Source organism: Streptomyces sp. NBC_01275 (genome assembly GCF_026340655.1).
In the GTDB taxonomy this organism is placed as follows: domain Bacteria; phylum Actinomycetota; class Actinomycetes; order Streptomycetales; family Streptomycetaceae; genus Streptomyces.
In genome coordinates this window covers 10,073,180-10,098,533 of the sequence record NZ_JAPEOZ010000001.1, presented here as the reverse complement: position 1 = coordinate 10,098,533, position 25,354 = coordinate 10,073,180, and the positions used below count along the sequence as shown (strand labels likewise).

The 25,354-nt window shown below is 69.8% G+C and carries 21 protein-coding genes and 10 pseudogenes; 15 read left to right on the top strand and 16 right to left on the bottom strand.

Going from position 1 to position 25,354, the window contains the following annotated elements:
• Positions 1–116 precede the first annotated feature (116 nt).
• Positions 117–917, bottom strand: a pseudogene (locus OG562_RS44380) (prenyltransferase/squalene oxidase repeat-containing protein); the annotation flags it as partial.
• Between the two features lie 5 nt (positions 918–922).
• Between OG562_RS44380 and OG562_RS44375 the strand changes: the two are divergent.
• Positions 923–1,266 (top strand): annotated as a pseudogene (locus tag OG562_RS44375) (hypothetical protein); the annotation flags it as partial.
• A gap of 391 nt (positions 1,267–1,657) precedes the next feature.
• Here the strand turns inward: OG562_RS44375 and OG562_RS44370 are convergent.
• The 5 genes and pseudogenes from OG562_RS44370 to OG562_RS46150 all read right to left on the bottom strand — a co-directional run.
• Positions 1,658–1,891: pseudogene (locus OG562_RS44370) on the bottom strand (DUF4430 domain-containing protein); the annotation flags it as partial.
• A gap of 52 nt (positions 1,892–1,943) precedes the next feature.
• Positions 1,944–2,192: pseudogene (locus OG562_RS46155) on the bottom strand (hypothetical protein); the annotation flags it as partial.
• Between the two features lie 296 nt (positions 2,193–2,488).
• Positions 2,489–2,821: pseudogene (locus OG562_RS46315) on the bottom strand (transposase); the annotation flags it as partial.
• Positions 2,742–2,969, bottom strand: a complete 228-nt coding sequence (locus tag OG562_RS46310) for a hypothetical protein (RefSeq protein ID WP_353962853.1) — start codon at positions 2,967–2,969, stop codon at positions 2,742–2,744. The gene OG562_RS46310 and the pseudogene OG562_RS46315, both read right to left, overlap by 80 nt.
• A 182-nt stretch (positions 2,970–3,151) precedes the next feature.
• A pseudogene (locus tag OG562_RS46150) lies at positions 3,152–3,259 on the bottom strand (IS630 family transposase); the annotation flags it as partial.
• Positions 3,260–3,502: 243 nt separating this feature from the next.
• Between OG562_RS46150 and OG562_RS44355 the strand changes: the two are divergent.
• A complete protein-coding gene (locus tag OG562_RS44355) occupies positions 3,503–4,066 on the top strand; it encodes a GNAT family N-acetyltransferase (protein WP_266408408.1) in 564 nt (187 codons plus the stop codon).
• 176 nt (positions 4,067–4,242) lie between these two features.
• Here OG562_RS44355 and OG562_RS44350 read toward each other — a convergent pair whose 3' ends face one another.
• Entirely contained in the window at positions 4,243–4,848 is a 606-nt protein-coding gene (locus OG562_RS44350) for a phosphotransferase (RefSeq protein WP_266408405.1), read from the bottom strand.
• Positions 4,849–4,862: 14 nt separating this feature from the next.
• Between OG562_RS44350 and OG562_RS44345 the strand changes: the two genes are divergently transcribed.
• The 3 genes and pseudogenes from OG562_RS44345 (at position 4,863) to OG562_RS44335 (ending at position 6,693) form a co-directional block, all read left to right on the top strand.
• The gene (locus tag OG562_RS44345; protein ID WP_266408402.1) at positions 4,863–5,297 is read left to right on the top strand and encodes a hypothetical protein; all 435 of its coding nucleotides are present in this window, start codon (positions 4,863–4,865) and stop codon (positions 5,295–5,297) included.
• A gap of 399 nt (positions 5,298–5,696) precedes the next feature.
• Positions 5,697–6,134: pseudogene (locus tag OG562_RS44340) on the top strand (ATP-binding protein); the annotation flags it as partial.
• A 178-nt stretch (positions 6,135–6,312) separates the two neighbouring features.
• Positions 6,313–6,693 (top strand): antibiotic biosynthesis monooxygenase, encoded by a 381-nt coding sequence (locus tag OG562_RS44335; RefSeq protein ID WP_266408399.1) that lies wholly within the window; start codon positions 6,313–6,315, stop codon positions 6,691–6,693.
• On the opposite strand, the gene OG562_RS46145 is transcribed toward OG562_RS44335, so the two are convergent.
• Positions 6,612–6,782 carry a hypothetical protein gene (locus tag OG562_RS46145; RefSeq protein ID WP_323187676.1) on the bottom strand — a complete coding sequence of 57 codons (171 nt, stop codon included), beginning with the start codon at positions 6,780–6,782 and terminating at the stop codon, positions 6,612–6,614. The genes OG562_RS44335 and OG562_RS46145 overlap by 82 nt on opposite strands.
• 139 nt (positions 6,783–6,921) lie before the next feature.
• Here OG562_RS46145 and OG562_RS44330 point away from each other — a divergent pair.
• A pseudogene (locus tag OG562_RS44330) lies at positions 6,922–7,068 on the top strand (IS5/IS1182 family transposase); the annotation flags it as partial.
• Positions 7,069–7,166: 98 nt separating this feature from the next.
• On the opposite strand, the gene OG562_RS44325 reads toward OG562_RS44330, so the two are convergent.
• Entirely contained in the window at positions 7,167–7,541 is a 375-nt protein-coding gene (locus OG562_RS44325; protein WP_266408397.1) for a helix-turn-helix domain-containing protein, read from the bottom strand.
• 96 nt (positions 7,542–7,637) lie between these two features.
• Between OG562_RS44325 and OG562_RS44320 the strand changes: the two genes are divergently transcribed.
• On the top strand, positions 7,638–8,519 hold the full coding sequence (locus tag OG562_RS44320) for an NAD(P)-dependent oxidoreductase (protein WP_266408395.1): 882 nt from the start codon (positions 7,638–7,640) through the stop codon (positions 8,517–8,519).
• A gap of 174 nt (positions 8,520–8,693) precedes the next feature.
• On the opposite strand, the gene OG562_RS44315 is transcribed toward OG562_RS44320, so the two are convergent.
• Positions 8,694–8,822 (bottom strand): hypothetical protein, encoded by a 129-nt coding sequence (locus OG562_RS44315; RefSeq protein WP_266408394.1) that lies wholly within the window; start codon positions 8,820–8,822, stop codon positions 8,694–8,696.
• A 234-nt stretch (positions 8,823–9,056) separates the two neighbouring features.
• Between OG562_RS44315 and OG562_RS44310 the strand changes: the two genes are divergently transcribed.
• Positions 9,057–11,108, top strand: coding sequence for a fibronectin type III domain-containing protein (locus tag OG562_RS44310; RefSeq protein ID WP_266408392.1), 2,052 nt, complete (start codon positions 9,057–9,059; stop codon positions 11,106–11,108).
• A 55-nt stretch (positions 11,109–11,163) separates the two neighbouring features.
• Positions 11,164–11,562 (top strand): annotated as a pseudogene (locus OG562_RS44305) (hypothetical protein); the annotation flags it as partial.
• Positions 11,563–11,573: 11 nt separating this feature from the next.
• On the opposite strand, the gene OG562_RS44300 reads toward OG562_RS44305, so the two are convergent.
• The 3 genes from OG562_RS44300 to OG562_RS44290 form a co-directional block, all read right to left on the bottom strand.
• The gene (locus OG562_RS44300; RefSeq protein ID WP_266408390.1) at positions 11,574–12,218 is read right to left on the bottom strand and encodes a dihydrofolate reductase family protein; all 645 of its coding nucleotides are present in this window, start codon (positions 12,216–12,218) and stop codon (positions 11,574–11,576) included.
• Positions 12,219–12,607: 389 nt separating this feature from the next.
• Positions 12,608–14,515, bottom strand: coding sequence for a hypothetical protein (locus OG562_RS44295; protein ID WP_266408388.1), 1,908 nt, complete (start codon positions 14,513–14,515; stop codon positions 12,608–12,610).
• Between the two features lie 693 nt (positions 14,516–15,208).
• A complete protein-coding gene (locus OG562_RS44290; protein ID WP_266408387.1) occupies positions 15,209–16,219 on the bottom strand; it encodes an NADP-dependent oxidoreductase in 1,011 nt (336 codons plus the stop codon).
• Positions 16,220–16,330: 111 nt separating this feature from the next.
• On the opposite strand from OG562_RS44290, the gene OG562_RS44285 reads away from it, so the two are divergent.
• A complete protein-coding gene (locus OG562_RS44285; protein WP_266408385.1) occupies positions 16,331–16,918 on the top strand; it encodes a TetR/AcrR family transcriptional regulator in 588 nt (195 codons plus the stop codon).
• A 115-nt stretch (positions 16,919–17,033) separates the two neighbouring features.
• Here OG562_RS44285 and OG562_RS44280 read toward each other — a convergent pair whose 3' ends face one another.
• Positions 17,034–17,720: a DUF402 domain-containing protein gene (locus tag OG562_RS44280; RefSeq protein ID WP_266408382.1), complete on the bottom strand. Its 687-nt coding sequence runs from the start codon at positions 17,718–17,720 to the stop codon at positions 17,034–17,036.
• A gap of 315 nt (positions 17,721–18,035) precedes the next feature.
• Between OG562_RS44280 and OG562_RS44275 the strand changes: the two are divergent.
• Together OG562_RS44275 and OG562_RS44270 are read left to right on the top strand one after the other, a co-directional pair.
• Positions 18,036–18,199, top strand: a pseudogene (locus tag OG562_RS44275) (IS256 family transposase); the annotation flags it as partial.
• A gap of 287 nt (positions 18,200–18,486) precedes the next feature.
• Positions 18,487–19,668, top strand: coding sequence for a serine hydrolase (locus tag OG562_RS44270; RefSeq protein WP_266408379.1), 1,182 nt, complete (start codon positions 18,487–18,489; stop codon positions 19,666–19,668).
• Between the two features lie 146 nt (positions 19,669–19,814).
• On the opposite strand, the gene OG562_RS44265 is transcribed toward OG562_RS44270, so the two are convergent.
• Positions 19,815–21,035 carry a benzoate/H(+) symporter BenE family transporter gene (locus OG562_RS44265; protein WP_266408375.1) on the bottom strand — a complete coding sequence of 407 codons (1,221 nt, stop codon included), beginning with the start codon at positions 21,033–21,035 and terminating at the stop codon, positions 19,815–19,817.
• A 17-nt stretch (positions 21,036–21,052) separates the two neighbouring features.
• The gene (locus OG562_RS44260) at positions 21,053–21,841 is read right to left on the bottom strand and encodes an NUDIX domain-containing protein (protein ID WP_266408373.1); all 789 of its coding nucleotides are present in this window, start codon (positions 21,839–21,841) and stop codon (positions 21,053–21,055) included.
• Between the two features lie 474 nt (positions 21,842–22,315).
• Between OG562_RS44260 and OG562_RS44255 the strand changes: the two genes are divergently transcribed.
• The 3 genes from OG562_RS44255 (at position 22,316) to OG562_RS44245 (ending at position 25,306) form a co-directional block, all read left to right on the top strand.
• Positions 22,316–23,071 carry a helix-turn-helix transcriptional regulator gene (locus tag OG562_RS44255; protein WP_266408371.1) on the top strand — a complete coding sequence of 252 codons (756 nt, stop codon included), beginning with the start codon at positions 22,316–22,318 and terminating at the stop codon, positions 23,069–23,071.
• 272 nt (positions 23,072–23,343) lie between these two features.
• Positions 23,344–23,757 carry a hypothetical protein gene (locus OG562_RS44250; RefSeq protein ID WP_266408369.1) on the top strand — a complete coding sequence of 138 codons (414 nt, stop codon included), beginning with the start codon at positions 23,344–23,346 and terminating at the stop codon, positions 23,755–23,757.
• Between the two features lie 295 nt (positions 23,758–24,052).
• The gene (locus OG562_RS44245; protein ID WP_266408367.1) at positions 24,053–25,306 is read left to right on the top strand and encodes a PQQ-binding-like beta-propeller repeat protein; all 1,254 of its coding nucleotides are present in this window, start codon (positions 24,053–24,055) and stop codon (positions 25,304–25,306) included.
• Positions 25,307–25,354: the final 48 nt, after the last annotated feature.

Here is a 25,354-nt window from a genome sequence, read left to right as displayed (position 1 = left end):
GGCGACCCCCGCGATGGGCTCGCCTGCCACGGTCGGCCGACGTCACCAAGGGTCCCGGCCGTGGCGGGCGGATGCTGTGGACCTACCGCGATGCTTGGCGCGCTGCCGCTCGGACGCGGGCTCGGCGTCGGCTGCCGTGAGGTACCGGCGAGGCTCCGCTCCAGCTCGGCGAAGGAGATGCCGGCCGAACCGCCGACCGCCTGGGCGGACGCCCGCAGGTCGGAGCCGCACTGTCCCTCCTTGGCCACGTTGAACCCGCCGTCGGAATTCTGCTGCGAGGCCAGGAACCTCCGCGCCCTGCCGATCTCGTCGGCGTACGTGGCAGCGTCCAGCGACAGGCCCTGGACGGCGAGGGCGGCCGAGTTGACGGAGTCGCCCGCCGCGCCCGGGAAACCACCATCCGGCAACTGCTTGCCGGCGAGCCACGCGAGGGCCTTGTCCACAGCCTTGTCAGCCTGGTCGCCGCCGGCCAGGTCGAGGGCCATGGCGGCGATGGCGGTGGAGTCGACGTCGGAGTCGTTCGTGGAGGGGATCAGACTCGGCCCAGCCCCGCTGTCCTGCTGGAGGCTCGCCAGATAGGCGAGCGGCTCCTCTGCCTTCTCCCCCGCGCGCAACTGCGCGACGACGGCAAGGGATTGGGAGAACACGGAGGGGGCGTAGGTGTAGGCGCCCTGGGCGGCGCAGGAACGGTCGGGGGCCGTGCTCGCCTTCGTGCATACGGCCTTGTCGAGCGCGCCGATGAGGTTGTGACCGGCGAAGTCACGCGGGTCGCGGCCGACGGACTCGGCGAGCAGCGCGGCCTTGCCGAGGGAGCCGTCCGCGGCGTAGGCGGCGCCGATGCCGGTCCAGTCGTCGAGCGTGCGGCCCTCGCCGTCCTTGCCGCCGTGGTCGAGGAAGTCGACGATGCCGCGCAGCTTGGGGCAAGGCGTTCCTCAAGAGCAAGCTGGTCGCGAGCAGTGGGGCCTTCAACGCCCTGTTCGGCGTCAACACCGACTCCAACGGCTGGGCCGTCTCCGGCCTCAACGCCTGCGGTGTCAACCCGCAGACCGGCGACTTCCTCACCTCCCAGGGCAAGACACCGGTCGACTTCCTGTGACCGCCGTGACCCCGTCGTCCGGCACGGGCGCCGTCACCTCCCTCAACGGCACGGCGGACAGCGGCTCGAGCACCTGGAAGGTCAGCATCGACGGCTCGGCCTTCGCCACCGCCGCGCGGGAGACGACCGTGGGGGTCGGCGACACGATCGCGGTGCGCTGGGGCGCCTGACGGCGGCGACGGGGTCGTAGGGTCGCGGCCAGGCCAGGCTGACCAGCCAGGAGATCTCTGACGCCGTCGGCGGATCGGCACACTCCGGGTCATCGCTCTACACCCTGGACACCAAGGCACTCGCGGCCCGCCCCGACGTCGTCCTCACCCAGGACCTCTGCGACGTGTGCGCCGTCTCCTACGACAAGGTCAGCCGGACCGTACGCCTCCTCGACGCCGACACCCGTGTCCTGAGCCTGGAACCTGGACGGGCCGTCCTACTTCAACCGCCCCGGTCCGCGGGTGGTGCGCGGGGCGGAGGTGCTGACCCATGTCCTGCAGGGTGTTCGGACCGGGGAGCCGGTGACGGCGGCCGAGGCACGTCCACTTCCCCGCCGGCCCGATGGACCGGTCAGAACGCCGTCCAGGTGAACGCCACCTTGTCCCCGGCGTTCAGCTTGAACTGGCAGCCGCCGACCGGCGTGGAGGTGCCGTTGACCGAGATGTTCCAGTACGCGACGCCGCCGCCGCTGACGTCCTTGATCGTGTCGACCGAGTAGTCGTCGAAGGACGCGTACCAGGTGCCGTCCCAGGTGAAGTGCCGTTTGCGGGCCGCGTCGTCGAGGGCGGCAGTCGGCGTGGGAACGGGTGCCGTCGGGGCGCAGGCTGTCCCAGCGCTCCCAGATGGTCGTCGCCCCCTGGGTGACCGGGTAGAGCCACGACGGGCACTCGGTCTGCGTGAGCAGCCGGTAGGCGACGTCGAGGTGGCCGGTTTCGGTGAGCGCGTCGCAGATCAGCGGCGTACCCACGAAGCCGGTCGCGATGCGGGCGTCGTCCTCCAGGACCAGGGCGGCGAGCCGGTCACCGGCGTACTGGCGCTGCGCGGGATCGTCGAGCAGACCGAAGGCCAGGGCGACGGAGTACGCGGTGGGGCTGTCGCTGGTCATGCTGCCGACGGCAGGACGTAGCGGCCGCGGAATGCCTGGGCGACCTCGTCGGCCAGCGCGCCGTACCGCTGCGCCGCTTCCGTGTCGCCCAACTCTCCTGCCGACCAGGCGAGATGGCGGGCCGACCAGGCGTCCGCAGCAGCGTGGCCACCCACGGCTGGGCGGACTTGGGCACCCGGCTCGGCAACGCGCGGGCCATGGGGGCACCGCCCACGCCCGTTCAGGGCGTGGGGGAGGGTGCGGCACCGCTGCCACGAAGCGCCGGGCAGCACAGCACCGATCGCGCTGACCAGGCCGGCGTGGGCGTCGGAGACGACGAGCTGGACGCCGGACAGGCCGCGGGCGGTCAGGGAGCGCAGGAAGGCGAGCCGGCCGGCGGCGTCCTCGGCGGTGGCGACGTCGATGCCGAGGATCTCGCGGCGCCCGTCGTCGTTGACGCCGACCGCGATCAGCGCGTGGGACGTTGATGATGCGGCCGCCCTCGCGGACCTTCTGGGTCAGCGCATCGACCCAGACGAAGGCGTAGGGCCCGGCGTCAAGGGGCCGGCGTCAAGGGGCCGGCTGCGGAACGCGGCAACCTGCTCGTCCAGATGCTTGGCCATCGCACTGACCTGGGATTTCGACAGCTGCGTGACGCCGAGGGACTCGGCGAGCTTCTCGACCCGGCGCGTGGAGACACCGAGCAGGTGGACGGTTGGCCACCACTGAGATCAGAGCCTGTTCGGCCCGGCGGCGCCGTTCGAGGAGCCAGTGCGGGAAGTAACTGCCCTGCCTCAGCTTGGGAATGGCGAGTTCGACGGTCCGGTGCGGTCATCGTGCTGATCTTCTTCGAGGCTTGGACACTTCCAAGATCAGCCGGTGGCCGTTCATCTATGCGGGCACCATCCCCGACGCCGGAAGCAGACGGGCTCATGCGGATCTCCGCGAGAACCTCGGCTGGAGATCTCCAACGGCTGAGGTCACGGCGGTTGGAAGTCGAGGCCGGTCTTGGCGATGAGGCCGTCGATGAGGCCGGGTAGGTACTGCATCCGTTTGAGGCGGTTCTTCACCAACGCGGTGAGCCGATCGGGCCGTCGTGCTGCTCGTGTGCGGCGTCGAGCAATGGTCCTGCGCGGGTTCGGCGAGGAGCGGGGCGAAGGCCGGGCACCGAGGGCTGGGAAAACGGTCAAGCGCCCACCACGGCTGAGGTCCGCAAGCGGCCCCACCGCGGTGTCGACCTCCGCGCGGATTCCACGGCAGCATCTCGAGGTTCGCCAGCATCCGCGTAAAGCTGTTGAACTGCCCGCCCTGCTTTCGGCATGATCAACTCTGTGGACACCTACCTGGAAACCGAGCGCCTGACCCTGCGCCGCTTCACTGCCGACGACGCGGACCTGCTGATCGAGTTGGACAGCGACGCCGCGGTGATGCGCTATCTGACCGGGGGCGATCCGACCGCCCCGGAGATTGTCCGCGAGCGCCACCTGCCGAACATCATCGCCGGCTACGAGAAGTGGCGCGGCAATCTTGGACTGTTCGCCGCGCACGAGAAGGACGGCGGCGCGTTCATCGGCTGGTTCTGCCTGCGTCCCGAGCCCGAGGGCCCGCTGGACGAGGTCGAACTCGGCTACCGGCTGCGGCAGGCGGCTTGGGGCAAGGGCTATGCCACCGAAGGCTCGCGGGCTTTGCTGGGCAAGGCGTTCACAGGGCTCGGTATACGCATGGTCTGGGCTGAGACGATGGTCGTGAACCACGGTTCGCGCAACATCATGAAGAAGCTCGAAATGACGCTCGCGGAGACCATCCCCACTCCCCCCGACATGCAGATGATCGAGGGCTCCGAGCTCGGGGGCGTGCGGTACGAGATCACCAAGGAACAGTGGGAGCAGCAGTAGCCACCGTGCGAACGGCACGTGCCTCCATCTGCCTCGGCACCTCACCCTCGCAGCCCTCGTGATCTGGCTCCGCACATGATCCGAGAACAGTGCCTAGCCGATGAGGCCCTCGGTGATCTGACGGGTGGTCTGCGCGGCGACCCTGGGGTTGACGGCGGCATGGGAGATGTGAGCGTTCAGGGCCCCGTGGCCAAGGCCCAGCCACGACCTCGGGTCCAGGTGGCGTCGTTCACGCCGAGCGCGGCGCGGAAGGCCGCTCGGGGACCGGCCGACATCAGGGTGAAGGCGATGGTCAGGTCGCAGGCCGGGTCGCCGATGCCGAGCCCGCCGAAGTCGATGACCGCGCTGAGACGGCCGTCGACGGTCAGCAGGTTGCCGGTGTGGAAGTCGCCGTGGAACCAGACCGAAGGGCGATCCCATCCGGGAGCGCTGAGCGCCGCGTCCCAGAGCTCGGTCATGGCCGCGGTATCAAACGCGCCGCGACCTCCGCGATGGCGGCACGCGTCGCCCCGTCCCGCGCGGCCAGCGGCTGGGCGGTGAGGTCCTCGCTGACGCCGCCACCCCGGAAGACCTCTTCCACGGCCAGTGGCAGGGCCGCCCTCCGTCCTCGACGAGTACAGGCCCTGCCTGGACGACCACTGGAAGTTACCAGCGAGTTCGCGCCTACTTCCGCACCAAACGTCTTTCGGCCGAGCCGGCTTCGCGCTCCAGAAGAAACGAGTGCTCTTCCCTCCATGACCGATGCCAACACGTGGAACGCTTCCGACACCGATCAACCCCACCGCAGGAGCCGCGAATGTCCAGGACCGCCGACATCGATCTCGTGTTCGCGCGTGCCGTCACGGTAGACGCCGTGGTGCGAGCTCTGGCTGGTGAGGGGTGGTCGCTGCAGGAACCGCTTGGTATCTCCTACATGGTCAACAACGACGACCTGTTCGACTGGCAGTCGGCTTCAACCGACCAGGCAGCCGAGGTCCTGACCGTGGTGGATTCACCGGACAACATCGACTACCACGTCGGCGTCTGCATCTATCACTCAACTGCGGAAACCGGTGGCCAGCTACTTTTTCATGCTGGCCGATCGCACTGTTCCTTCAGCCCGACGATCGACCGGCGAAGGCTCTCCGGAGCACCAGCCCTGACTGACATGGCGTGGTATCTGAACGCACTGGTACCACCCCTGCTTGCCATGGGGCTGGCCAGCTACGAAGCGAGAGACCTTGTCGACTGAGACTCGTTCGTCAGCAGCTCGGTCGACAACGCGATGGTCGACCAGTGGGACCTGGCCGACGACGTCCGTAGGCTGCGGTCGCGGACCCGCACCGTCGGCGAGTACTTCGCCGCCGAGCAGTCCCTCCTCAAGCCACTGCCGACCGAGCCGTTCGAGACCGGACGCCCGGTCACCCCGGGCGTCGACCGCTTCGGTGAGGTCGACGTCCGCGTCCGCGTCCGCGTCCACGTCCGCGGCCGCGGTGACGCCTACTCGGTGCCAGTGTGGTTCATCGTCCGCCAGCTGCGGGTGCTGCTGCACGCCAACGACCTGATCGTCTTCGACGGCCGCATCGAGGTCACCAGCCACGAACGCCTGACCGGAGAAGCCGCCCCCGCCTCCATCGGCCAGGCATGCCGCATGCTGCGGCTGCCCACCATCCGCCAGCAGTTCAAGGAGATGTCCCACGGCGCCTGCCGCGACCAGATGTCCTACGGCGGTCTCCTCGCCGAGCTGCTGACGGCCGAGCGCGACGACCGGGCCCGCCGCCGGTCCGAACGCCGGTCCGAACGCCGGACCCGGGTCGCGGCCTTCCCGAGGGACAAGTCCCTGCAGGCCTTTGGCTTCGGCGCGAACCCCGGCATCGACCCCGGACCATCACCCCTCGCCACCTGCGAGTGCGACGACAAGCACTTGTCGAAGACCATCGCCCGCCACGGCCGTGTCGCTCTTCCTTGTATCGACGAACTTGGCGGCTGGATCAAGGCCTTCACCGACCTCCGCCTCTGCGCGGCCATCGTCGACCGCCTGACCTTCAACGGCGCGATCATCCAAACCGGCGCCGAATCCTATCGTCTGCGCCCACATCCGAGCCCAAGCCGAACAGACCAGCCGACCTGGGGCGCGAGGCCAGGCCAGCCGCCAGGTGGCCGGAGAACGTCAGCTCAGCCAGCTTTGGTCAAGAGCCGGATCCCTTATGGATCCCCTTCAGGAAAGACGCCGGCTCGTTGGGCGCATCCCGCCCTACGGTGGCGTCATGAGCAATCACTCCGAAGCGCCTGTCTCGCCCGTCGAAGCCTATGAACCCCCCTACTACGCGGCTGTCTTCACTGCGGTGCGAACCCAGGACCAGAGCGGCTACAGCGAGACCAACGCACGCATGGAAGACCTGGTGAAGGACGTCCCTGGGTTTCTGGGGATGGACCACGCTCAGACTCCCGGGGGGCTGTCCATCACCGTCGGGTACTTCCGTGACGCCGACGCCCTCATGGAGTGGCGGAGCAACGCCGAGCACCGCGCGGCGCAAAAGCGTGGGCAAGTCGAGTGGTACCAGAGCTACACGCTGCATGTGGCGAAAGTGGAGCGGAGCCACGGGTTCATACGAGCGCAGGTACCGCAGAGCCCGGCAGCAGGCTGACCAACCGAAGGCTCGGGCACGTCTCGCCAGGGCGTTCCGGTGCGGGTACGCCACCGTATGCCGTCGATCAGCTGCCGCCTGGTCCAGATCGGCGGCCGCCGATACGGCCCGTGGGACCGGGTCTACGACCTGTTCCGGCGATGGCAGCGCAACGGGAACGGGACGTGGAAGCGGATCCTGGAACAGCTCCAGACCGAGGCCGACACGAAGGGCTTGATCACCTGGGACGTCAGCGTGGACTCCACCGTCTGCCGCGCCCATCAGCACGCCGCGGGCGCCCGCAAAGGGGATCTCCAGAAAGAGCCTCCCGGCGGCATCGACCCCGAGCCGGACGACCACGGCCTCCGGCGCTCCCGCGGCGGGCTGACCACGAAGACCACCGGGCGGTGGTCACTCGACACGACAAACTCGCCGTCCGCTACGAAGCCACCGTGCTGGTCGCGGCCATCAACGAGTGGCTGTGACCAGCACGTTCACAACAGACCCTGGCCCGCCTTCTCCTCTTGCCGTCGAATGCTCGGCCGCTCGCGGCCCCAGGCGGCCAGCGGCTGAAGGGCGTCGTTGAGGCGCATGCCGTCCTCGGTCAGCGAGTACTCGACGCGCGGCGGCACCTCGTCGTAGGAGACGCGGTGCACGACGCCGTCCGCTTCCAACTCACGTAGGTGAGAGGCCAGCACCTTCTCGGTGATCCCCGGAAGCAGTCGACGCAAGTCGCCGAAGCGACGGTGGGGACGCTCGTGGAGCGCCCAGAGGATCAGCACCTTCCACTTGCCGCCGATCACCTCCATCGCGGTGTCGATCCCGCAGACGTGTCCGTCTGGTGTGCCCGGCCGGTTCAGCGTCGTCATGCCCCACCCTTCTGACGTGCTTGCTTACCCCGAGGTAACCACCCACTACCAAGTGCGTACTTGATCACCTCCGGACCTGTCACCAGCCTAATCGGCATGACACAGAACACTGTTGAGAAGACTCCCGTCACGATGCTCGGCCTCGGCGCGATGGGCACCGCGCTGGCCCGCACCTGGCTGGCCGCCGGCCACCCACTCACCGTCTGGAACCGCACCCCAGCCCGCGCCGCAGCGCTCGCCACCGAGGGCGCAAGGGTCGCGGACACCGCCGCTGAGGCGGTCGCAGCGAACACCCTCATCCTCCTTTGCCTGTTGGACGACACCTCGGTCGATGAGGTGCTGGCCGACGTCGACCTGGACGACAGGGACCTGGTCAACCTGACCACCAGCACCCCCGCCCAGGCCCGCGCCCGCGCAGAGTGGGCGCGCGAGCGGGGCGCCCGCTACCTGGACGGCGGAATCATGGCCGTCCCTCCGATGATCGGCGTCCCGGAAACCGGCGGCTACGTCTTCTACAGCGGCTCGCGGGAGCTGTTCGAACGGCACCAGGAGACCCTGAGCGTCCCGGCCGGCACTACCTACGTCGGCGAGGACGCGGGCTTCGCGGCCCTCCACGACGTGGCCCTTCTCAGCGCCATGTACGGGATGTTCGCCGGCGCCGCGCACGCCTTCGCCCTGATCCGCAAGGAGAACATCGACCCCGCGGCGCTCGCCCCGCTGCTCGCCGACTGGCTCGTCGCGATGGCCCCGGCAGTTCACCAGACCGCCGACCAGTTGCGGAGCGGCGACTACACCAAGGGCGTCGTCTCCGACCTCGCCATGCAGGTGGCTGGCACGCCTACCTTCCTGAGCACCGCCGAGCAGCAGGGTGTCAGCCCGGAACTGCTCAGCCCGTACTTCGAGCTGATGCGCCGCCGCCTGGCCGAGGGCAGCGGCGAGGAGGACCTGACGGGAGTGATCGACCTGCTGGTGAACTGACCGGCCGCTTGCCGCCACAGAAGCGACCGTGCTGGCCACAGTCCTCAACGAGACGCTGTGACCAGCACTTTCACAACACGCCGTAGTGGGCAACCACGGGGAATGACGGGCAGTCACGGGCACCGCGAGCACGGGTGCGAGGAGTTGCGGTACAGAAAGTGCCGCTGAGAGTGGTCATGGTCCGGCTGTAGCCGCCAGGAGGGCGTTGACGCGGTTCTCGTACTCGCGGCGCGCCTTGCGCTGTGTGGGATCAAGGACTCCTGACAGGTCGCCGACCTGCGCATCCAGATTGACGTACTCCATCAGCCGTTCCCGCTCGTGACTCTCTGCTGGCCGGCCAATCGTCGCACGACTCCCATGGCCCGGACCGGGAGATTCACGCTGCCGTACGCGGCCCCGAGCTGGAGCGGGGCTTCGTGACCACTTTGTGGCGAGGATCCGTGAAAAAGGTGAGGGGCAGGGCAACCCTGCCCCCACCTCATGGGTCACACAGGTGTCACGTGTTCCACCTGTTTCCAAGGGGCCCCACTCTCTGTGATGACTCGTACCCGGCTGATCGCGCTGGCCGCGACGGCCGCCCTCGCCGCCACCGGCGGCCTGATCACCGCCGCCCCGGCCTCCGCGGCCGTCACCTGCACCTCTCCGGTCTGGAGGGCGCAGTACTTCGGCAACTCCACCTTCAGCGGCACGCCGAAACTGACCGCCTGCGACGTGGCCATCGACGAGAACTACGGGTACGGCGACCCGACCGGCGTCACGCTGCCCAAGGACGACTTCTCCGTCCGCTGGTCCCTCACCCGGGACTTCGGCTCCGGCGGCCCCTTCCGGCTGGCCGCCGCCACGCAGGACGGCATGCGCGTCTACGTCGACGGCGTGCGGAAGATCGACCTGTGGAAGAACGTCTCCACCACCGCCCGCAAGACCGTCGACCTGACCATCCCGGCCGGCAAGCACACGATCCGCGTGGACTACGTTGCCTGGACCGGCCTCGCCCACGCCAGGTTCACCTACGCCCCGCGCACCGAGGCCGCCGTCGACACGGTCAGGCCGCTCACCCCGACCGGCGTCACCGCCGCGTACAACCGGGACACCACGAAGACCACCCTGCGCTGGGCCGCGAACAAGGAGATGGACCTCGCCGGTTACCGCGTGTACCGCCGGCTGAGCACCACCCAGTGGGCGAGGGTCAGCGGCTCGTCGCTGCTCGCCTCCCCGTCCTTCGTGGACGCGACGCCCGCCACGGGCCAGACCTTCCTGTACGAGGTCCGCGCCGTCGACAGGGCGGGCCGCGAGTCCGCCGGCAGCCTCGACGCCACCGCTGTGACCGTGGACCGCACCGGCCCGGCCGCGCCGACCGGTCTCACGGTCGTCGGCGACGCGTGGTGGGCCACCCTGGCCTGGCAGGGGGTCGCCGACGCCGCGAGGTACGAGGTGTACGCCGCCTCCGCGGCCACCGGCCCGTTCGAGCTGCTGGGCACGACGACCACGACGTCGTACCGCACCGACGCACCCGTGAACACCGCCCGGTACTACCGCGTCCGCGCCCTCGACGCGCTCGGCAACCCGTCCGCGTACACCGCCGTCACCGGCGACGGCGTCGACCGGACGCCGCCGAGGTCCCCGACCTCCCTCGGCTCCGTCGTCCGCGGCGGCTACACCGACGTGTACTGGCAGCAGCCCGACGGCTTCTACGAGGACTTCGACAACGGCGGGACCTACCGCGTCTACCGCTCGCCCGGCAAGACCCTCGACCCGGCCGCTCTCACCCGCGTGATCTGCGCCGAGGAGAGCGACGAGACCAGCAGCGGCGGCATCTGCCACGACCTGGACATGCCCGCGGGCACGTATGTGACGTACGCGGTCGCGGCGGTGGACCCGGCCGGCAACGAGTCGGCCCTGTCCGCACCGCTGGTCGTCCGCACCGGCGACCGCGTCGCGCCCGGCCCGGTCACCGGCGTGAAGGCCGCCCCGCGCGCCGACGGCGTGCTGGTGAGCTGGGCGGCCTCGACCGAGGACGACGTCGAGCGCTACGCGGCCTGGACCGGCGCCCGGCAGGCCGACGGCACGGTCAAGTGGCTCAGCTCCACCGCCTGCCGGGAGGGCACGAGCGACCCGCTCGCGGTCCTCTGCGGCGACCTGCCGGACGGCGAGACGTACGTGTTCGCGGTCGTCGCCAGGGACCGCTGGGACAACGCGCTGCCCCCGAGCGACCCGAAGGTCACGGTCGTCGAGGCCACCGAGCTGGACGTCCGGCCGTCCGTGACGGTCACCCGGGACTGGGACCTCGGCAGCATGGGCTACGGCACCGTGATCGGCGGACCCAACGAGGACGGGCCGTCCATCAGCTGGCGGTGCGACAGGACAGCTGAGTGCGACACCGTCGCGGGCTACCGGGTCAGCCGGTGGAACGCAGCCACGAAGACGTACGAGCCGCTGCACGCCGGACTGCTGCCGACGCAGACCCGTGCCTACACGGACACCACGGCCGCGCGGGGGACCGCGCACTTCTACACGCTGGAGGCGGCGCGCGCCGACGGCAGCGTCGCGGGCACCCACGTGTGGGGCTGCGTCTTCCAGGACCGCGTCTAGTGCTGTGACCGCGCAGGTTCGCCGGGTTGGCGGTCGTGGCGGTTGGATGGGCGGTGAGATCGGCCAGCGCTTCACCTGCTGGTCGATCCGTAAACTCGCCGCCTACCTGCCGAAAGTGCACGGACGCATCATCCGCATCGGCCGGGACCTTACGGTTGCCTGCTGTTGCGCCGCGGCATCACCTTCCGGCGCACCAAGACCTGGAAGGAATCGCCGACCCGGATCGCGACGCTGAGCCCGACCGTATCGAGCAGGTGCTGGACCGCCTCCCCGACCGCGTCTTCGCCTTCGCCTTCGCCTTCGCCTTCGCCTTCGCCTTCGCCTTCGCCTTCGCCTTCGACGAGTTCGGGCGCCCGCGGGCTCCTGCGGGGCGAAGCAGGGCAGGCCCGACCGGCTGTGGGGCGTCAACCACCGCCGCAAGGGCACCGCCAGCATCCTGGCCGCGCTGAAGTCGATGCCCTCGCGTCACCTTCGCCAGAACAGGTGGTGCGTCACGCCGCTCGGGCTGGGCACGACCTCCAGGCGGTACCGGTCGAGCAGCTCATCGGGGGACTCCCAGAGTCGTAGGCCGGATCCGAGCTTTACCGGCGAGACCGCCACATGCAGGGTGTCGACGAGGTCAGCGTCAAGGAACTGCCGGATGGTGGTGACCCCGCCGCCGAGTCGGACGTCCTTGCCCTGCGCCGCTTCCCGAGCCCGTTCGAGGACCGTGGCCGGGTCGCCGTCGACGAAGTGGAACGTGGTGTCGGAGAGCGTGAACGACGGACGCTCGTGGTGGGTCATGACGAACACCGGCGTGCGGAACGGGGGCTCCTCCCCCCACCAGCCGCGCCACTCATAGTCCTGCCAGGGCCCGCGCTGGGGCCCGAACTTGTTGCGGCCCATGATCTCGGCACCGATGTTGCGTGCGAAGTCTCGCGTGAAGTAGTCGTCGAGGCCCCGGCTCCCTCCGGGATCGGTGCGCATGGGCCAGCTCGCCGTGGCTCCGGCCCAGGCGAACAGCCTCTCGGGATGGTCGTGGCCGAACGGTCTCTCGAGACTCTGGTGCTCACCAGCACCGATGCCGTCACCCGAGACGTTGAAGTTCATGACTCTCAGCAGTTGATCCACGTGTTTCCTCGTCAGGTCCTGTCGCGTCATCGTGCGGCGAGGCGCGCCGCACATCATGACGTCGAACGGGACGTGGCCGGATCGACAGCGGTCCGCAACTTCACAAGTGCCGCTCCAGGATCTCCGCCCGGCGGTGCAGGAGCCGGTGGTGTCTGCCTGCTTCTGGACCAGTTCGGTCAGGGCGTCGATGAACGGCCGAGCAGGCGTGCCCGTCGGCATCACTGCGGCGACCTGCTTCAAGCGTTCGTGCGCGGCCAGGGTCTGCCCCTGACCGCTGTCCAACACTGCATCACACCTGGGGTGTACGTCCGGGGTGTGATGTCGAGCGGCAGGCACTCCAGTGGCCCGCCGACCAGTTCGGCGTGGGGGCCGCTGGGGCGCGTGTCTCCTCAGTGCACCGTGACCGATGTGGTGGTGGCCGATCCGTCGGTCCAGCCGTGGCGGTGCGCGGTCACCTTCACGGTGATCTTCTGGCCCTTGTCGGCCTTCACCAGGACGTAGGTGGGCTTGGTGGCACCGGTGATGGCCTTGCCGTTGCGTTTCCAGGAGTAGGAGTACGAGGTGGCTGTCGGCGACCAGGTGCCGTGCGCAGCCGTCAGCCTGTAACCGACCTTGGCGGTGCCGCTGCGGGAGGGCGCCTCGGTGGCCTTCAAGGCAGGGCCGACGGCGACCGTGACGGCTGATGACGTGGAGTTGACCGAACCCGCGCCGTTGCTGACCGTGACCTTGCACGAGATCTTGTGGGTGTAGTCGTCCGAGGTCAGGGTGCGGGTCGTGCCAGTGGCACCGGAGATGGTCCTGCCGTCACGCAACCATGACCATGCGCCGGTCGCGTGGTAGCCGGACCAGGCCGCGGAGCACGTCAGCTTGGACCCGGTACGGGCGGTCCCGGTCACCGTGGCCTTCGTAGTGATGTCCGGCTGGGTCAGCAGGGCCTGCGACCGGCCCCACACCTGGGAGGTGTAGCGGTCGGAGGACCCGGGGACGTAGACGGCCGTCCGTCCCACCACGGTGGCCCGGCCGTCCGGTCCGGCCGCCACTTCGCCCGTCAGGGCATCCATGTCGGGGACGTCGGCGACCGGCGTGGCGTTGAGTGCGGTGGCCTTGCTCCATGTGCCGCCGGCGCGGACGGCCCACTCCAGGTAATGGTCGTTGCCGTTGTCGATGCCGGGGGTCTGCGGCCACACGACCTGTACGGTCCCGTCCGCGCCGATGGACGCGTCCACCTGCCAGTCGACGTAGCCGGTGGAGAGCGTCTTCGGCGCGGACCAGGTGCCCGTGCTCGCGCTTCGGGTGACGGCCTGGACGATCGGCATGCCTGCGCTGCTGGTCCAGCCGGCCCACACATAGGTGACGTCACCGTTGGGGGCCGTGAGTGGACCGCTGTCGTCGTTGTCCTGGAGGGACGGCACGGCGGTCTGGACAGATCCCCAACTGCCGGTCGCGGAAGGCCTGCTGACGGACTTCAGATTCTCGACCCCGTTGGCCGAGGCGCTCTGCCACAGCACGGTGGTAGCCCCCTTGGCCGTCACCGACACCCCCACGTCGCTGGACTTGGCGTCCGTACCCGGCACGACGGCTGGGCTGCTCCAGTCGCCGTCGGCAGTGGCCCGGGTGACGGTGGAGACGACGTGGACGTCATTGAACCTGTCGTAGGCGTCCCAGACCGTAGTGGCCGCCCCGTCGGGAGCCACGGCAAGTGCGATATCCCAGACGGCGCCGCTGGAGAAGGACGCCAGACGGTCAGGCGCCGACCAGGCCGTCGCGCCGGGGGCGAGCGTGGCGGTCATCAACTCGTAGTTCCAGTATCCGTCACCCTGGTCCCATACGGCGGTGACGGTGCCGTCTGCCGCCGCGGCCAGCCGGGGCATCGACAGGTCCAATCCGTCATAGCCTGCGAGCGTGATCGGATCCGACCACAGGCCCGTCGCCGGGTCCCAGCCGACGGAGACGTTGGCCAGCGAGCCGTCATTGCCGCTCCCGGTCGTCCAGGCCACCACGGCGTGCCCGTCGGCGGTCACTGCCAGCACGGCCGGTGCGGTCGCGTTACCGCTCGCGAACAGAGTGTGGGGAGCAGCCCACGTGTCGCTGCCCGCGGGCTTGACGGCGGCCTGAATGTCCCAAGTAGCGGCGCCAGCCGCCTTGTTGCGCCAGAGGGCGAATGCCGTGCCGTTCCCGGCCACCTTGACGTCGATCAGGCTCTGCTGGCCGTCGGCGCCGGTCAGGCTGACCGCGGGACCAAGCGGGCCGGCCGACGCCGTGTATCCGGCGGCGGTGGCCGGCAGGGCTGTACCCACCGCAAGTGCGGCCACCGTTACTGCTGCGCACGCGGCAACGGTGGCTCGCGGTCTCGGTATCTTCAGTGCCACTACGTCTCCTGTCTCGGACGGGCGCGCTTCTCGCACCCGACCATGCGTTTGGAAGCTTGACGTGGGGCCTGTGATCGAGCGGAACCACGTCCGGTCGATGCCTGGCGCCGGAACACTGCGTGGCCGCCTCCGCCACATCACGCCGCCATGGCGCTCCCGCCGTTCGACGCATTGACGACAGTACCCAGCGGCGGTTCGCACTTTCCCGTCGCGGCAGTCTAGGAATGATCAAATTTCAGTGGGACGGATCCCGGGCCCTGGTCTCCGTCGACGTTGGCTGGACGGGCTGGAGCGCCAGGTTCTGGCGGGCGCGCGGGACATGAACGGCGCACCGCCTTGCGATCCCGACCGCTCGGCCGTCAGGGCCCCGGACCGCTGCCGCCGGCGACGGTGATGCGCCGGCCGGTGATATCGCCGTTCCGCCGGCGTCAAGAATGCGACCGGCTCGGCGATTTTTTGCGGCGAACCGAGCCGACCGCACGGGTCCGCTCGGTTCGCCGTAGCGAACATCGCGGCCGCCTGGCCGCCGGAGGCGCTCCAAGGCTCTCCGCATCGGCGTCTCGACGGCCCCCGGCGCGCCCCGCTGACGGACGCCGGACGCGGCGGTGAAACGGCTCGTTCCTAGGCGACCGTGAGCACGATCTTGCCCTGGATGTGCCCTCGGGCGGCGCGTTCGTGCGCGGCTCGGGCATCCGCGAGCGCAAACGTGCTGTCGATCGCGACGCGAACCGTGCCCGCCTCGAGCAGGCGCCCCAGTTCGGCGAGCTGCGCGCCGTTCGAGCGGACCTGGGCGCTCGAGACCGTGACGCCCAGCTTCGCGGTCTCTTCTTCGTCGAAGTCCCCGGGGAGCACGGGGAACTGGGCGCCGCCGCGCTTGAGCGTGCGCAAGAAGCGCTTGCTGTCGGGGCCACCGACGGTGTCGAGAACGAGGTCGACGTCGTGCACGAGTTCCTCAGGACGACTCTTGGTGTAGTCGATGAACTGGTCGACGCCGAGTTCGCCCAGGAACGATTCATGCGCGCCCGAGGCCACCCCGATGACATGTGCACCCTTCCACTTCGCCAGCTGGAGCGCGAAGTGCCCCACGCCGCCCGCGGCGCCGTTGACGAGCACCGTCGTGTCGGCGTCGAGTGCCGCCGGGCGATGCCGTGCCTGCTGGAAGGGCGAGGGATGATCGTGTCCGACCTCGATCAGGAACTGCCACGCCGTCAGCCCGGCCATGGGCGCCCCGGCGGCGTGTACGTGGTCGATGCCGGCCGGCTTGCGTGCGAGGTCCGAAGCAGGCGCGGCCACGTACTCGGCGTATGCGCTGCCGTCGAAGCTGGGAAAACGCAGAAGACCGAAGACCTCATCGCCTACGGCGAGGCCGTCCACGTCCGCGGCGACGGCCTCGACGACGCCCGACACGTCCGTCCCCGGAATCACCGGCAGGCTGACCGTCGATTCCGTCTCCCCAGGCATCCTGGTCAGCCCGCCGCGCAGGTACCAGTCCGGAGGATTGACGCCGACCGCGTGCACGCGAACGAGCACCTCGCCCGATCCCGGCTCGGGAATCGGCGCCTCGTCGTAACGCAGAACTTCAGGGCCGCCGTGCTCATGGAGCCGGATCGCCCTCATCGTGTGTGTCGGCATCGTTCTCTCCTGCCCGCGCTGCGGGATACGCTTATCCGGATCAGCGATCCACATAAATGGATCACTGATCCGAATATATGGACCACTGATCCGGATAGTCAAGAGGGACAGATGCGGGCCGACGCCAGGAAGAACCGCGACCACCTGCTCGCAGTAGCAGGCACCGCCATCACCGAGCAAGGCGTCGACGTGTCACTGCGCGACATCGCACGCAGGGCCGACGTCGGGCTCGCTACGCTGCTGCGTCACTTCCCGACGCGCGAGGCGCTGCTCGATGCCCTGCTCCGCACGAGCTTCGACGAACTGACGGCAAAGGCAGGCGAGCTCGAGACGGCGAGCTCGCCCGAAGACGCTCTTGTTTCGTGGCTACGCGACTGCGTCGCATGGACAACCGAGTATCGGGGCGTGACCGTGCTGATGGCAGCCGCCATCGAGGACACCGACTCCGCACTCCACGCTTCGTGCGTCACCCTGCGCGCGGCCGGTGCGCGGCTCCTCGCCCGTGCCCAGGCCGCGGGCACGGCGCGGACCGACATTGACGGCACCGATCTGTTCGCGCTGGTAGCGGCGCTCGCGTGGCTAAGCGATCAACCCCCGCTCGCCCCACGCGCCGATCACCTGTTCGCTGTTGTCACGAGCGCGATCCTGACGAATCCAGCTAGCACCGACACCGGGGGAACGCCGCCCCCGGGCCCGTAGCTGAAATCGTCGCGCACGCGGACCAGCGAACTCGGCCACGCGACTCCCCGCCGGGGTGAGTCTCGGGCCCGACCAGCCAGGCCCACCGCTGGGTGCAACCGTCCAGCCGAATGGTTCAGCCGCCCTTGGGTGCGACCCCCTGCGGGGCAGTCGCGGGCTGCGGCAGCCGTGGAGTGGGCCAGGACGGCTCCCACTGCCAGGCCGCCCACCGCTCCGCGTGCGCGAACACACCGGAGCGGCCGTCCAGCATCGCCAGGACCTGGGCGCGGGCGGCGTCGACGGCCTGGTGCTCGGTGTCGGAGACGATGCCCAACCGCCTCACGTGCGCGTACTCGTCTTCGTCCTTCCACTCCCAGCTGGTGAGGTCGGGAGCAATGAGCAGATCCACGGCGAGGTCGAAGGTGTCGAACCCGACCGGCGTCCGGACGGTGGGCTGCTCGAAGTTGACGTACCAGTTGCGCAGCCGGCGCCCCGCACCATCGGAGACGAAGAAGGCGTTGATGCTGAACCACGTGGTGGGCGGCTTCCACAGCAGCAGCTCGGTCTCCTGCCACCGGCCGGCCGCGAGCTCCCACTCACCGGTCGCCATCGCGTCGAACGCCTCGGTGCGCACCGACCGGTCGCCGACGGAGCGGGCCCTGGCATACAGAGCGGGCCACAGGGCTTCCGCTCCCGGAGCACAAGCGGTCATCAGGGCCTCGCTGCTGTCGTCGACGACGCGCAGCGCCTGAGCACTCCACACCCGGCCGCTGCGGTGCACGTCGCGTCGTACGACCGTCTCGCCCGTCCCGAAGATGCGCACTGGCTCCTCCTTCACGCTTGCCCCGTCCGGAGTCTCCGGCGGAGCGCCGTCACCACCCCAGCGTTCCGGGGCGAGGTGGGCAAGCCCCCGTCCGGGGTGGCTCGCCCAGGTTCCCCTTGAGCTTGCCCGCGGCTGGCGGCTGGCGGCTGCGCCCGAACAGGCCGCGGATCCTCTTCGTCTCCGCTTCGGCCGCCTCTGTGGGCGGCGGTCTCTTCCACCTGGCGTTGCGCGACGCGTTCGTTCGGCTTCGGCCCGCGCGGCGTCTCCCACGATGCAACGCACTCCCCCACCGACGACGTCGGCGAGTTGCCGGCGTTCGTCGACTTCCCGCCGAGCACTGGGTTCGCCTGCGTACGACCAATCCCATCGAACCGACCTTCGCGTCGGTCCGGCTCTGAACCAAAGTCACCAAGGGGGCCGGCAGCGCGGCCGCCGCGCTTGCCATGGTCTTCGAGCTCGTCGAGTCCGCCCAGGCGCGCCGACCCGCACGCTGCGGCACCATCCTCGCTCCGTCGACCGCAGCGTGCGGGGCGAGGTCGGCATCGGACCAGCCCACGAGGTCGGCGTCGAGGATCATTGCCGCGAAATGCCCGGCGAACCGCGCCTCTCGCACTCGCCGACCGCCCGCCCGCCATCGGACTGGTCATACCGCCCCCGGCAGGTCGGCCCCAGACTGGTGACGGCCCGCGCTGGGGGGATATCCCCCATTCCGATCCTGGGGTGCGCCGGATCGCGCCCCGTTGGGGGGCGAAACTAGCGTTCAGCCATGTTTTCGACTCTCCGGAAGCCCATCGCCATGGCACTCGGTGTCGCTACGCTGCTCGCCGCCGGGGTGACCACCGCCGTCGCCCGGCCCGCCGGTTCCTCCCCTCTTGAGCAGTTACGCCGGGACACGGAGGCGATCCACGCCCTCGGTGTCAGCGGTGTTCAGGCCCGCGCGATCGCTCCCGACGGTCGGCAGTCGGTCGCCACCAGCGGCACCGCCGACCTGAACACCGGCCGCCCGGTCTCTTCCGACGGCTACTTCCGCATGGCCAGCACGTCCAAGACGCTGGTCGCCACCGTGGTCCTCCAACTGGAGGCCGAGGGCAGGCTGTCCCTGGACGACACGGTCGACCACTGGCTGCCAGGAGTGGTGCACGGTAGCGGCAACGACGGCAGCCAGATCGCCATCCGCCAACTGCTCCAGCACACCAGCGGCATCCACGACGACCTGCCCGGATACACCACGCCGGAGGAGTACTACCAGCAGCGCTACGACGTCTACGGCCCCGAGCAGCTGGTTGCGCGCGCCAGGGCCCACGCGCCGGACTTCCCGCCCGGCGAAGGCTGGGCGTACTCCAACACCGGCTACGTCCTGCTCGACATGATCATCCAGAAGGCCACCGGTCGACCCGCCCACCAGGAGATCGAAGACCGCATCCTGCGCCCGCTCGGCCTCGACCGGACTCGGTGGGCCGGCACCTCGCCCACCCTGCCCCGGCCGCACTCCAAGGCCTACCAGCTCTTCGGCCCCGGTTCCGTGGTGGACGTCACCGACCAGATACCGGTGGACTACGAGAACCTCTCGTTCGTCACGACCACACGGGACGAGAACGGATTCCTCCGCGCGCTGCTCGCGGGCCGCCTGCTACCGACGCGCCAGCTGGCCGAGATGAAGCAGACCGTTCCCGTGAGCGCGGAGGTCCAACAGCTGTGGCCCGGCGGCCGATATGGGCTCGGTCTGGTCGAACGCTCCCTGAGCTGCGGAGGAACCTACTGGAGCCACGAGGGCGGGGACGGCGGCTACATCACCCTCAACGGCGTCACCGACGACGGCCGTCGAAGCGCCGTGGTCTCCATGTCCGAGGCACGCGGCGACACCTTGGAGCACATCCTGGCTCAGGAGAACGCGGCCAGCGCCCTGATCGACCACGCATTGTGCGCCGGGGGCCGCAGTACCCCGTGAGCGGCGGCGTCGTCGTGGTGGCCGGTGAGCTCGGCGCGGCGCTCGCCGGTGCCGTGGATCAGCGTTGCCGTGAGGGTGAGCCTGCTGCCTGCTGCCCCGACGCCGATCCCGAGGAAGCGTCGTGCTTCCGGGACGACTCCCGTTTGTCACCCGGCAGGGTCTTTCCCGTCGCAGGGTGTGCTCGGCCGTCGGGTGTCCGCAATCGTGGGCCTGGGGCGGCGGCGTGTCGCCACCGCGGTGAGCAGGCCGGCGAGCAGGCCCCAGAAGGCCGATCCGATGCCGAGCGGCGTGACCCCGGAAGCCGTTGCCAGGAAGGTGACGACGGCCGGCTCGCGCCAACCGTCGTCCGAGAGCGCGGAGGCGAGGGAGGTGGAGATGGTGCCGAGCAGCCCGATCCCGGCGATGCCGAGGACGAGGGCGGTGGGAAGTGCCGTAAGCAGGGAGCCGACCGTGCCGCCGAACACACCTACGCAGAGGTAGAACACGCCGGCCCATATCCCGGCCAGGTAGCGCCGGGTGGGGTCCTTGTGGGCCTCCTCTCCGGTACAGATCGCTGCGGTGATGGCGGCGAGGTTGAGGCCGAAGCAGCCGAAGGGGGCCAGCAGCATGTTGGTGGTGCCGGTCCAGCCGATCAGCGGTGAGACCGGAACCTGGTACCCGTCGTTGCGCAGTACCGCCACGCCGGGCAGATTCTGCGAGGCCATCGTGACCACGAACAGCGGCACACCGACACTGACCGCCGCCTGCCAGGAGAACTCGGGCATGACGAAGACCGGTTCGGCCACCGCGAGGTGCACACGCCCCAGCTGCAAGGATTCCTCCCATACGGCCACCAGCGCCCCTGCTGCAAGGGCGGCGACGACCGCGTAACGGGGAACCAGACGACGGCCCAGCAGGTAGGTCACGAACATGGCGAAGACCAGGGCGAAGCTGCCGCGCATGGCGGTGAACAGGCCGGTACCGAACTGGACGAGTACCCCGGCCAGCAGGCCGGCGGTGAGCGGCACGGGAACCCGGTCCATGACGCGCGCAAACCAGCCCGTCACACCGCTGAGCGTGATCAGGGCCGCGGAGATCAGGAACGCGCCGACTGCCTGGGCCATGGAGATGCCGTCCAGGCCGACCGCCAGCAGGGCGGCACCGGGCGTGGACCACGCGGTCACCACAGGCGCGCGGTACCACAAGGACAGCCCGATGGAGGTCGCCCCCATGCCGATGCCCAACGCCAGCATCCACGAGGCGAGTTCCGCCTCGTCGGCTCCCGCCGACCTCGCCGCGGCGAAGACGATCGCCGCGGAACTGGTGAGCCCGACCAGCACCGCGATCAGACCGGCGGCAACCGTGGACACCGAGGCGACACGGACCATTCCTCGCGCACGGTCTGTCATCGGCCACTGCCGTCGCCGGCCTGACGCCAACTGTGCCCCTCGGCCTTCGTCGCATGGCTGTCTCCTGGCACGCCGCCCAGTCCTGGCAGCACGCGGTCGAAGAACTCGCGGTCGGCTTCAAAGACGGGCTGCACGTCCGAGAACTCCTCGGGCGTGACCCAGCAAACGTCGCTCACTTCGCCCGGATCCATGACCACCTCGACGTCCTCAGCCTCGGCCATCCACCAGTGCAGGCGGAACTTTCCGTCAGGTGTCTGTGATTCCCAGACCTTGGCCAGGGGCGAGACCCGCAGGCCCACTTCCTCCCGAACCTCCCGGACCAGGCATTCCTCCTGCCCCTCACCAGGTTCGAGCGTTCCGCTCAGGGGCGCCCAGTATCCCGGCAGCCGAGCCCCTGGTCCCCGCTGGATGACAAGCACCCGCTCACCGCGCCGGACCACCGCGACGATTGCCTCTCGCTGGTTCATCAAGCACCTTCCTTGGTCCCTTCCCAGGGCTTTGAAGACAATGAGCGCGTCGCGGATGGCGGCGACGCGCATGGGTGCGGATGTAGTCCACCCTCTTGGCACGCGGCATACAGCTCCGCCGCCGAACTCGCCGGGCCGATGCCCGGGAGGCTGCTCCCTGTGCGCGCACGAAGAAAGGACTTCCGGGAGGAAGTAGCCGAGCCGCGGGTCGATGACCAGCCGGTCCCGGCCGATGCCCGCCGCTTCTAGCACGGCCAGGCGCTCGGCGAAGAACCGCTCGATCTGGTGACGGAGCCGCTCCCCGATGGTTATGACCATCCTCAACGCCAGTAACAGCCCGCCCTCACTCTATCCAGGCCCCATCCCCACGAAACTCGCCCGCACCGCTCCGTCGCGCGGGAAGACCCAACACACAGGGCTTGGCAGGGAACAGACCGCATGCCCACTGATCAGCGATCAAGTGGGGTCTCGACGATGCCGATCCCGACGTCGGCGACGGTGCGCACGCCGACGGGGTCGACGGGCCGGCCCAGGTGCGGCGGGCGTAGCCGACGACCGCTTCCTCGAGGTCGCCGGTGGGCGCCGCGCAGGCGGTGCCGGATCGGGGAACCGCCTCGTGCAGGGCGGCGGCGACCGGCTCGGCGAACGGCCCGGGGTCGGCGATGCCTGGATCTGCGTCGGCAGTGGCTGGGCGGGCAGCGCCCGGGCCGGAAGCGCCTGGGCCTGTGGGACCGGCACATCGCCATGGTCGACGCCGAGCGAGATGTCGCACTTTCGGTAAACTGCCAACTAATGACAGAAATCCGCCATGAGCCCGTAGCACCGACCCGTACCCAGTGGCTGGCGTCCGGAGACGCCATCGACGCTCACCGCCACGACGACCACCAGATCGTCTATGCGGGCCGGGGAGTGCTGGCCGTGACGACCGGCAAAGGTTCGTGGGTCGCGCCGGGCACGCGCGCCATCTGGGTACCGGCCGGCACCGTGCACGCCCACCAGGCCCACGGCGAACTCGAACTGCACCTGGTCGGCCTGCCCGCGCGCGACAACCCGCTCGGCCTGGACCAACCGACCGTCCTGGCGGTCGGCCCCCTCCTGCGGGAACTGATCCTCGCCTACACGCACACCCCGCACGACGACAGTCCCGAACGCGGGCGGCTGCGGGCCGTGTTGCTCGACCAGTTGCGGGCCTCGCCCCAGCAGCCCCTGCACCTGCCCACCCCGACCACCCCCCAACTGAAGGCGCTGTGCGAGATCCTGCGCACAGATCCGGCCGACGACCGCACCCTGGCCGCACTGGGCAGGGAAGTCGGCGTCGGCGACCGTACCCTCTCCCGCCTCTTCAAGGCCGATCTCGGCATGACCTTCCCGCAGTGGCGCACCCAACTGCGCCTGTACCACGCCCTGGTCCTACTGGCCGAGAACACTCCGGTCACCACCGTGGCCCACCTGTGCGGGTGGTCGTCCGCCAGCGCCTTCATCGACGTGTTCCGCCGCGCCTTCGGACACACCCCAGGAACACACCAGCCCCGCCGGCAGACCCGCTGACCCGCTGACCCGCTGACCCGCTGACCCGCTGACCCGCTGACCGGTGGATACGGCAGCTACGGCCAGCACCCCAAGCCCTTGCGGAAGGCCAGCAACCGGGTGAAGTGCGGTAGCAACCCTTCAGACGGCCAGTCACGCATCCCAGTTGGCCACGGGGCCACTCGAACGAGGGACCTCCCGGGCTTTCCCCGTCCGTGATCCGTCACCAGACATAGTCTCGCCACGAAAGCACGAGGGGCCACGGGGGATGCGTGTCTCAACAGAACAGGGGCGTGACCGACCAGGCAGCGCTGTGGTCGGCCGCTCTCGCCGCAGTGATCACTCTGTCGCTCGGAGACGGGCGCTACGACTGGCTCAGTTTCGCCTTGGGGGTGGCGCTGGCGCTTCAGATCGCTGCCTTCTATCGCCCGGCGCCCCCCGAGCCGTACAGCAGGTGGGATCGCTGTACGACGGCGGGAGGCTTCGGGGCCGTCAGCGGGCTGGTCGCCGCGATGATCCTGGCGTGGCCGGTCCAGATCGTCGTCGGGACGCCACGCGGATGCCGCCGAAGCGAGGTTGACTTGGACGACTGTGCCGGTGCTGCGGCCTACCCCTGGTTGGGCGTGGTGTGGCTGACGGCTGCTGTAGCGATGACCTGTTGGCACTGGACGACGGTGGTCTGCCGGCCGACACCGCCGCCGAGCTGAACCGTCGAAGTGACGCGCCGGGGGCCGTGCTTCTTCGCAGGGCACCTGCTGGCCACCTGCCGGGACCCTGGCGGCCTCGCCTCCGACGCTCGGTCGGGCCTTTTGGCGCGCCGATGGTCTTGCCGCACGTGCGGAGGTGTGGCAGCTTGCGGTGCCCAGGGGCCAGTTCGGCCGGCCGGCCGACGGTGACGCCGTCGGGCACGCAGTGGCGGACGCTGTCCCGCTGAGCTGGGGATTTCCCGCCGTCAGATGTACGAACCGATCGATCAGGCACGGTCGCGGGAATGGGAGCGGGATGCGTCGTGGGGCGGCTCGGCACGGTCATCGCGCGGTCAGGCTGCTGGTCCTGGCACTCGGCGTCGCCTTGCTCGGCGCCTGCGACGACGGCGGCGCCGATCGGCCGCCCGGCGGGACGGCCGGCGCCACCTCGGCGGCCGGCAGCCCGAGTGCCGTCGCGGCGACGCCCACCGCACGGGGCGGGCCGCCGACCGGCCTCCGGGAGGTCGCCCACGGTTCGGGCCGCGCCGTGGTCACCGACGACCTTGTGGTGGCACTGTCCTCCACCGGTGCGAAGTGCATCCTGGCGGCCATGCCTCTCGCCGCACCGGACACCGAGAAGTGGCGCGTCGTCGGGGAGATCGACGGCGCGCGTCTGGGTTGTACGCCCGGCGCGCCCGCGCTCGCCGGGTCGACACTCGTGCTCCCCTACGCCAGCACCACGGCCGGCGAGGGCATCGAGGCCGGCAGCTCCGAACAGGGCGCCATCGGGCTCCACCTCGACGGCACCGAGAGCTGGCGCACGCCGATCGCCGGCGTCGACACGGTGATCGGCTCAACCGACCGGTTCGCCCTGGTCACCGACAAGCGTGAGTCGCTGCCGGGGTCGGATGAGAAACACCTGACCGCGGTGGTCGACGCCGAGACCGGCAAGGTGCTGTGGCAGAAGTCGGGGCTCAGGGCATACGGCATCGACGGAGACACCGTGATCGTCGCCAACCCTGAGATCGACACGGTGACGGCCCTAGACGCGGCGACCGGGCGGCAGCGCTGGACGAGCGTGATGTATCCACGCGGCGGCCTCGCCGTCACCGGCGCGGGCGTGGTCGCCGTGCCCGTCAAGGCCGACCCGGACAGCATCGGCAGCTACGACGCCGAGATCGTCCTGCGCGACACGAGATCCGGGGCGGTACTGCACACCGAGGCCGGCCCCACTGGCTTTCCCACCTGTGTGTCGGACGGGAGGACGGCCGTGGTGTGCCGGACTTCCGGCGGCGCCGAGGACCGCCGGATCTTGTTCGCGTACGACCTGACATCGCGGAGGCGTTCCTGGAGTGTCCCGGCGAAGCGGGTGGCCGACGCGGAGATCGAACCCAGGTCGATGGTCGACGGACGCGTCTTCTTCGCCACGAAGACGGGCGGTGCGCTGGTCGACGCCGGCACCGGCAACAAACTGGCCCACAGCCTCTCCGGCGCACCCGACCTGGTGCGCGGCGTGTACGGCGTAGACAACGGCGACCGGTACTACACGGTCTTCCTCGTCACCTCGTGAGCCGGCCTCCCCGAATCCCGCCCTTGGGCACGGTGTCGCTCAGCTCCT

Bases quoted from the DNA above. Each gene is read 5' to 3' on its own strand.
- OG562_RS44345 (WP_266408402.1), top strand. From the start codon at position 4,863: ATGTCCAGGACCGCCGACATCGATCTCGTGTTCGCGCGTGCCGTCACG.
- OG562_RS44335 (WP_266408399.1), top strand. From the start codon at position 6,313: ATGAGCAATCACTCCGAAGCGCCTGTCTCGCCCGTCGAAGCCTATGAA.
- OG562_RS44325 (WP_266408397.1), bottom strand. From the start codon at position 7,541: ATGACGACGCTGAACCGGCCGGGCACACCAGACGGACACGTCTGCGGG.
- OG562_RS44320 (WP_266408395.1), top strand. From the start codon at position 7,638: ATGACACAGAACACTGTTGAGAAGACTCCCGTCACGATGCTCGGCCTC.
- OG562_RS44315 (WP_266408394.1), bottom strand. From the start codon at position 8,822: ATGGAGTACGTCAATCTGGATGCGCAGGTCGGCGACCTGTCAGGAGTC.
- OG562_RS44310 (WP_266408392.1), top strand. From the start codon at position 9,057: ATGACTCGTACCCGGCTGATCGCGCTGGCCGCGACGGCCGCCCTCGCC.
- OG562_RS44290 (WP_266408387.1), bottom strand. From the start codon at position 16,219: ATGCCGACACACACGATGAGGGCGATCCGGCTCCATGAGCACGGCGGC.
- OG562_RS44285 (WP_266408385.1), top strand. From the start codon at position 16,331: ATGCGGGCCGACGCCAGGAAGAACCGCGACCACCTGCTCGCAGTAGCA.
- OG562_RS44270 (WP_266408379.1), top strand. From the start codon at position 18,487: ATGTTTTCGACTCTCCGGAAGCCCATCGCCATGGCACTCGGTGTCGCT.
- OG562_RS44265 (WP_266408375.1), bottom strand. From the start codon at position 21,035: ATGGTCCGTGTCGCCTCGGTGTCCACGGTTGCCGCCGGTCTGATCGCG.
- OG562_RS44260 (WP_266408373.1), bottom strand. From the start codon at position 21,841: ATGGTCATAACCATCGGGGAGCGGCTCCGTCACCAGATCGAGCGGTTC.
- OG562_RS44255 (WP_266408371.1), top strand. From the start codon at position 22,316: ATGACAGAAATCCGCCATGAGCCCGTAGCACCGACCCGTACCCAGTGG.
- OG562_RS44245 (WP_266408367.1), top strand. From the start codon at position 24,053: ATGCGTCGTGGGGCGGCTCGGCACGGTCATCGCGCGGTCAGGCTGCTG.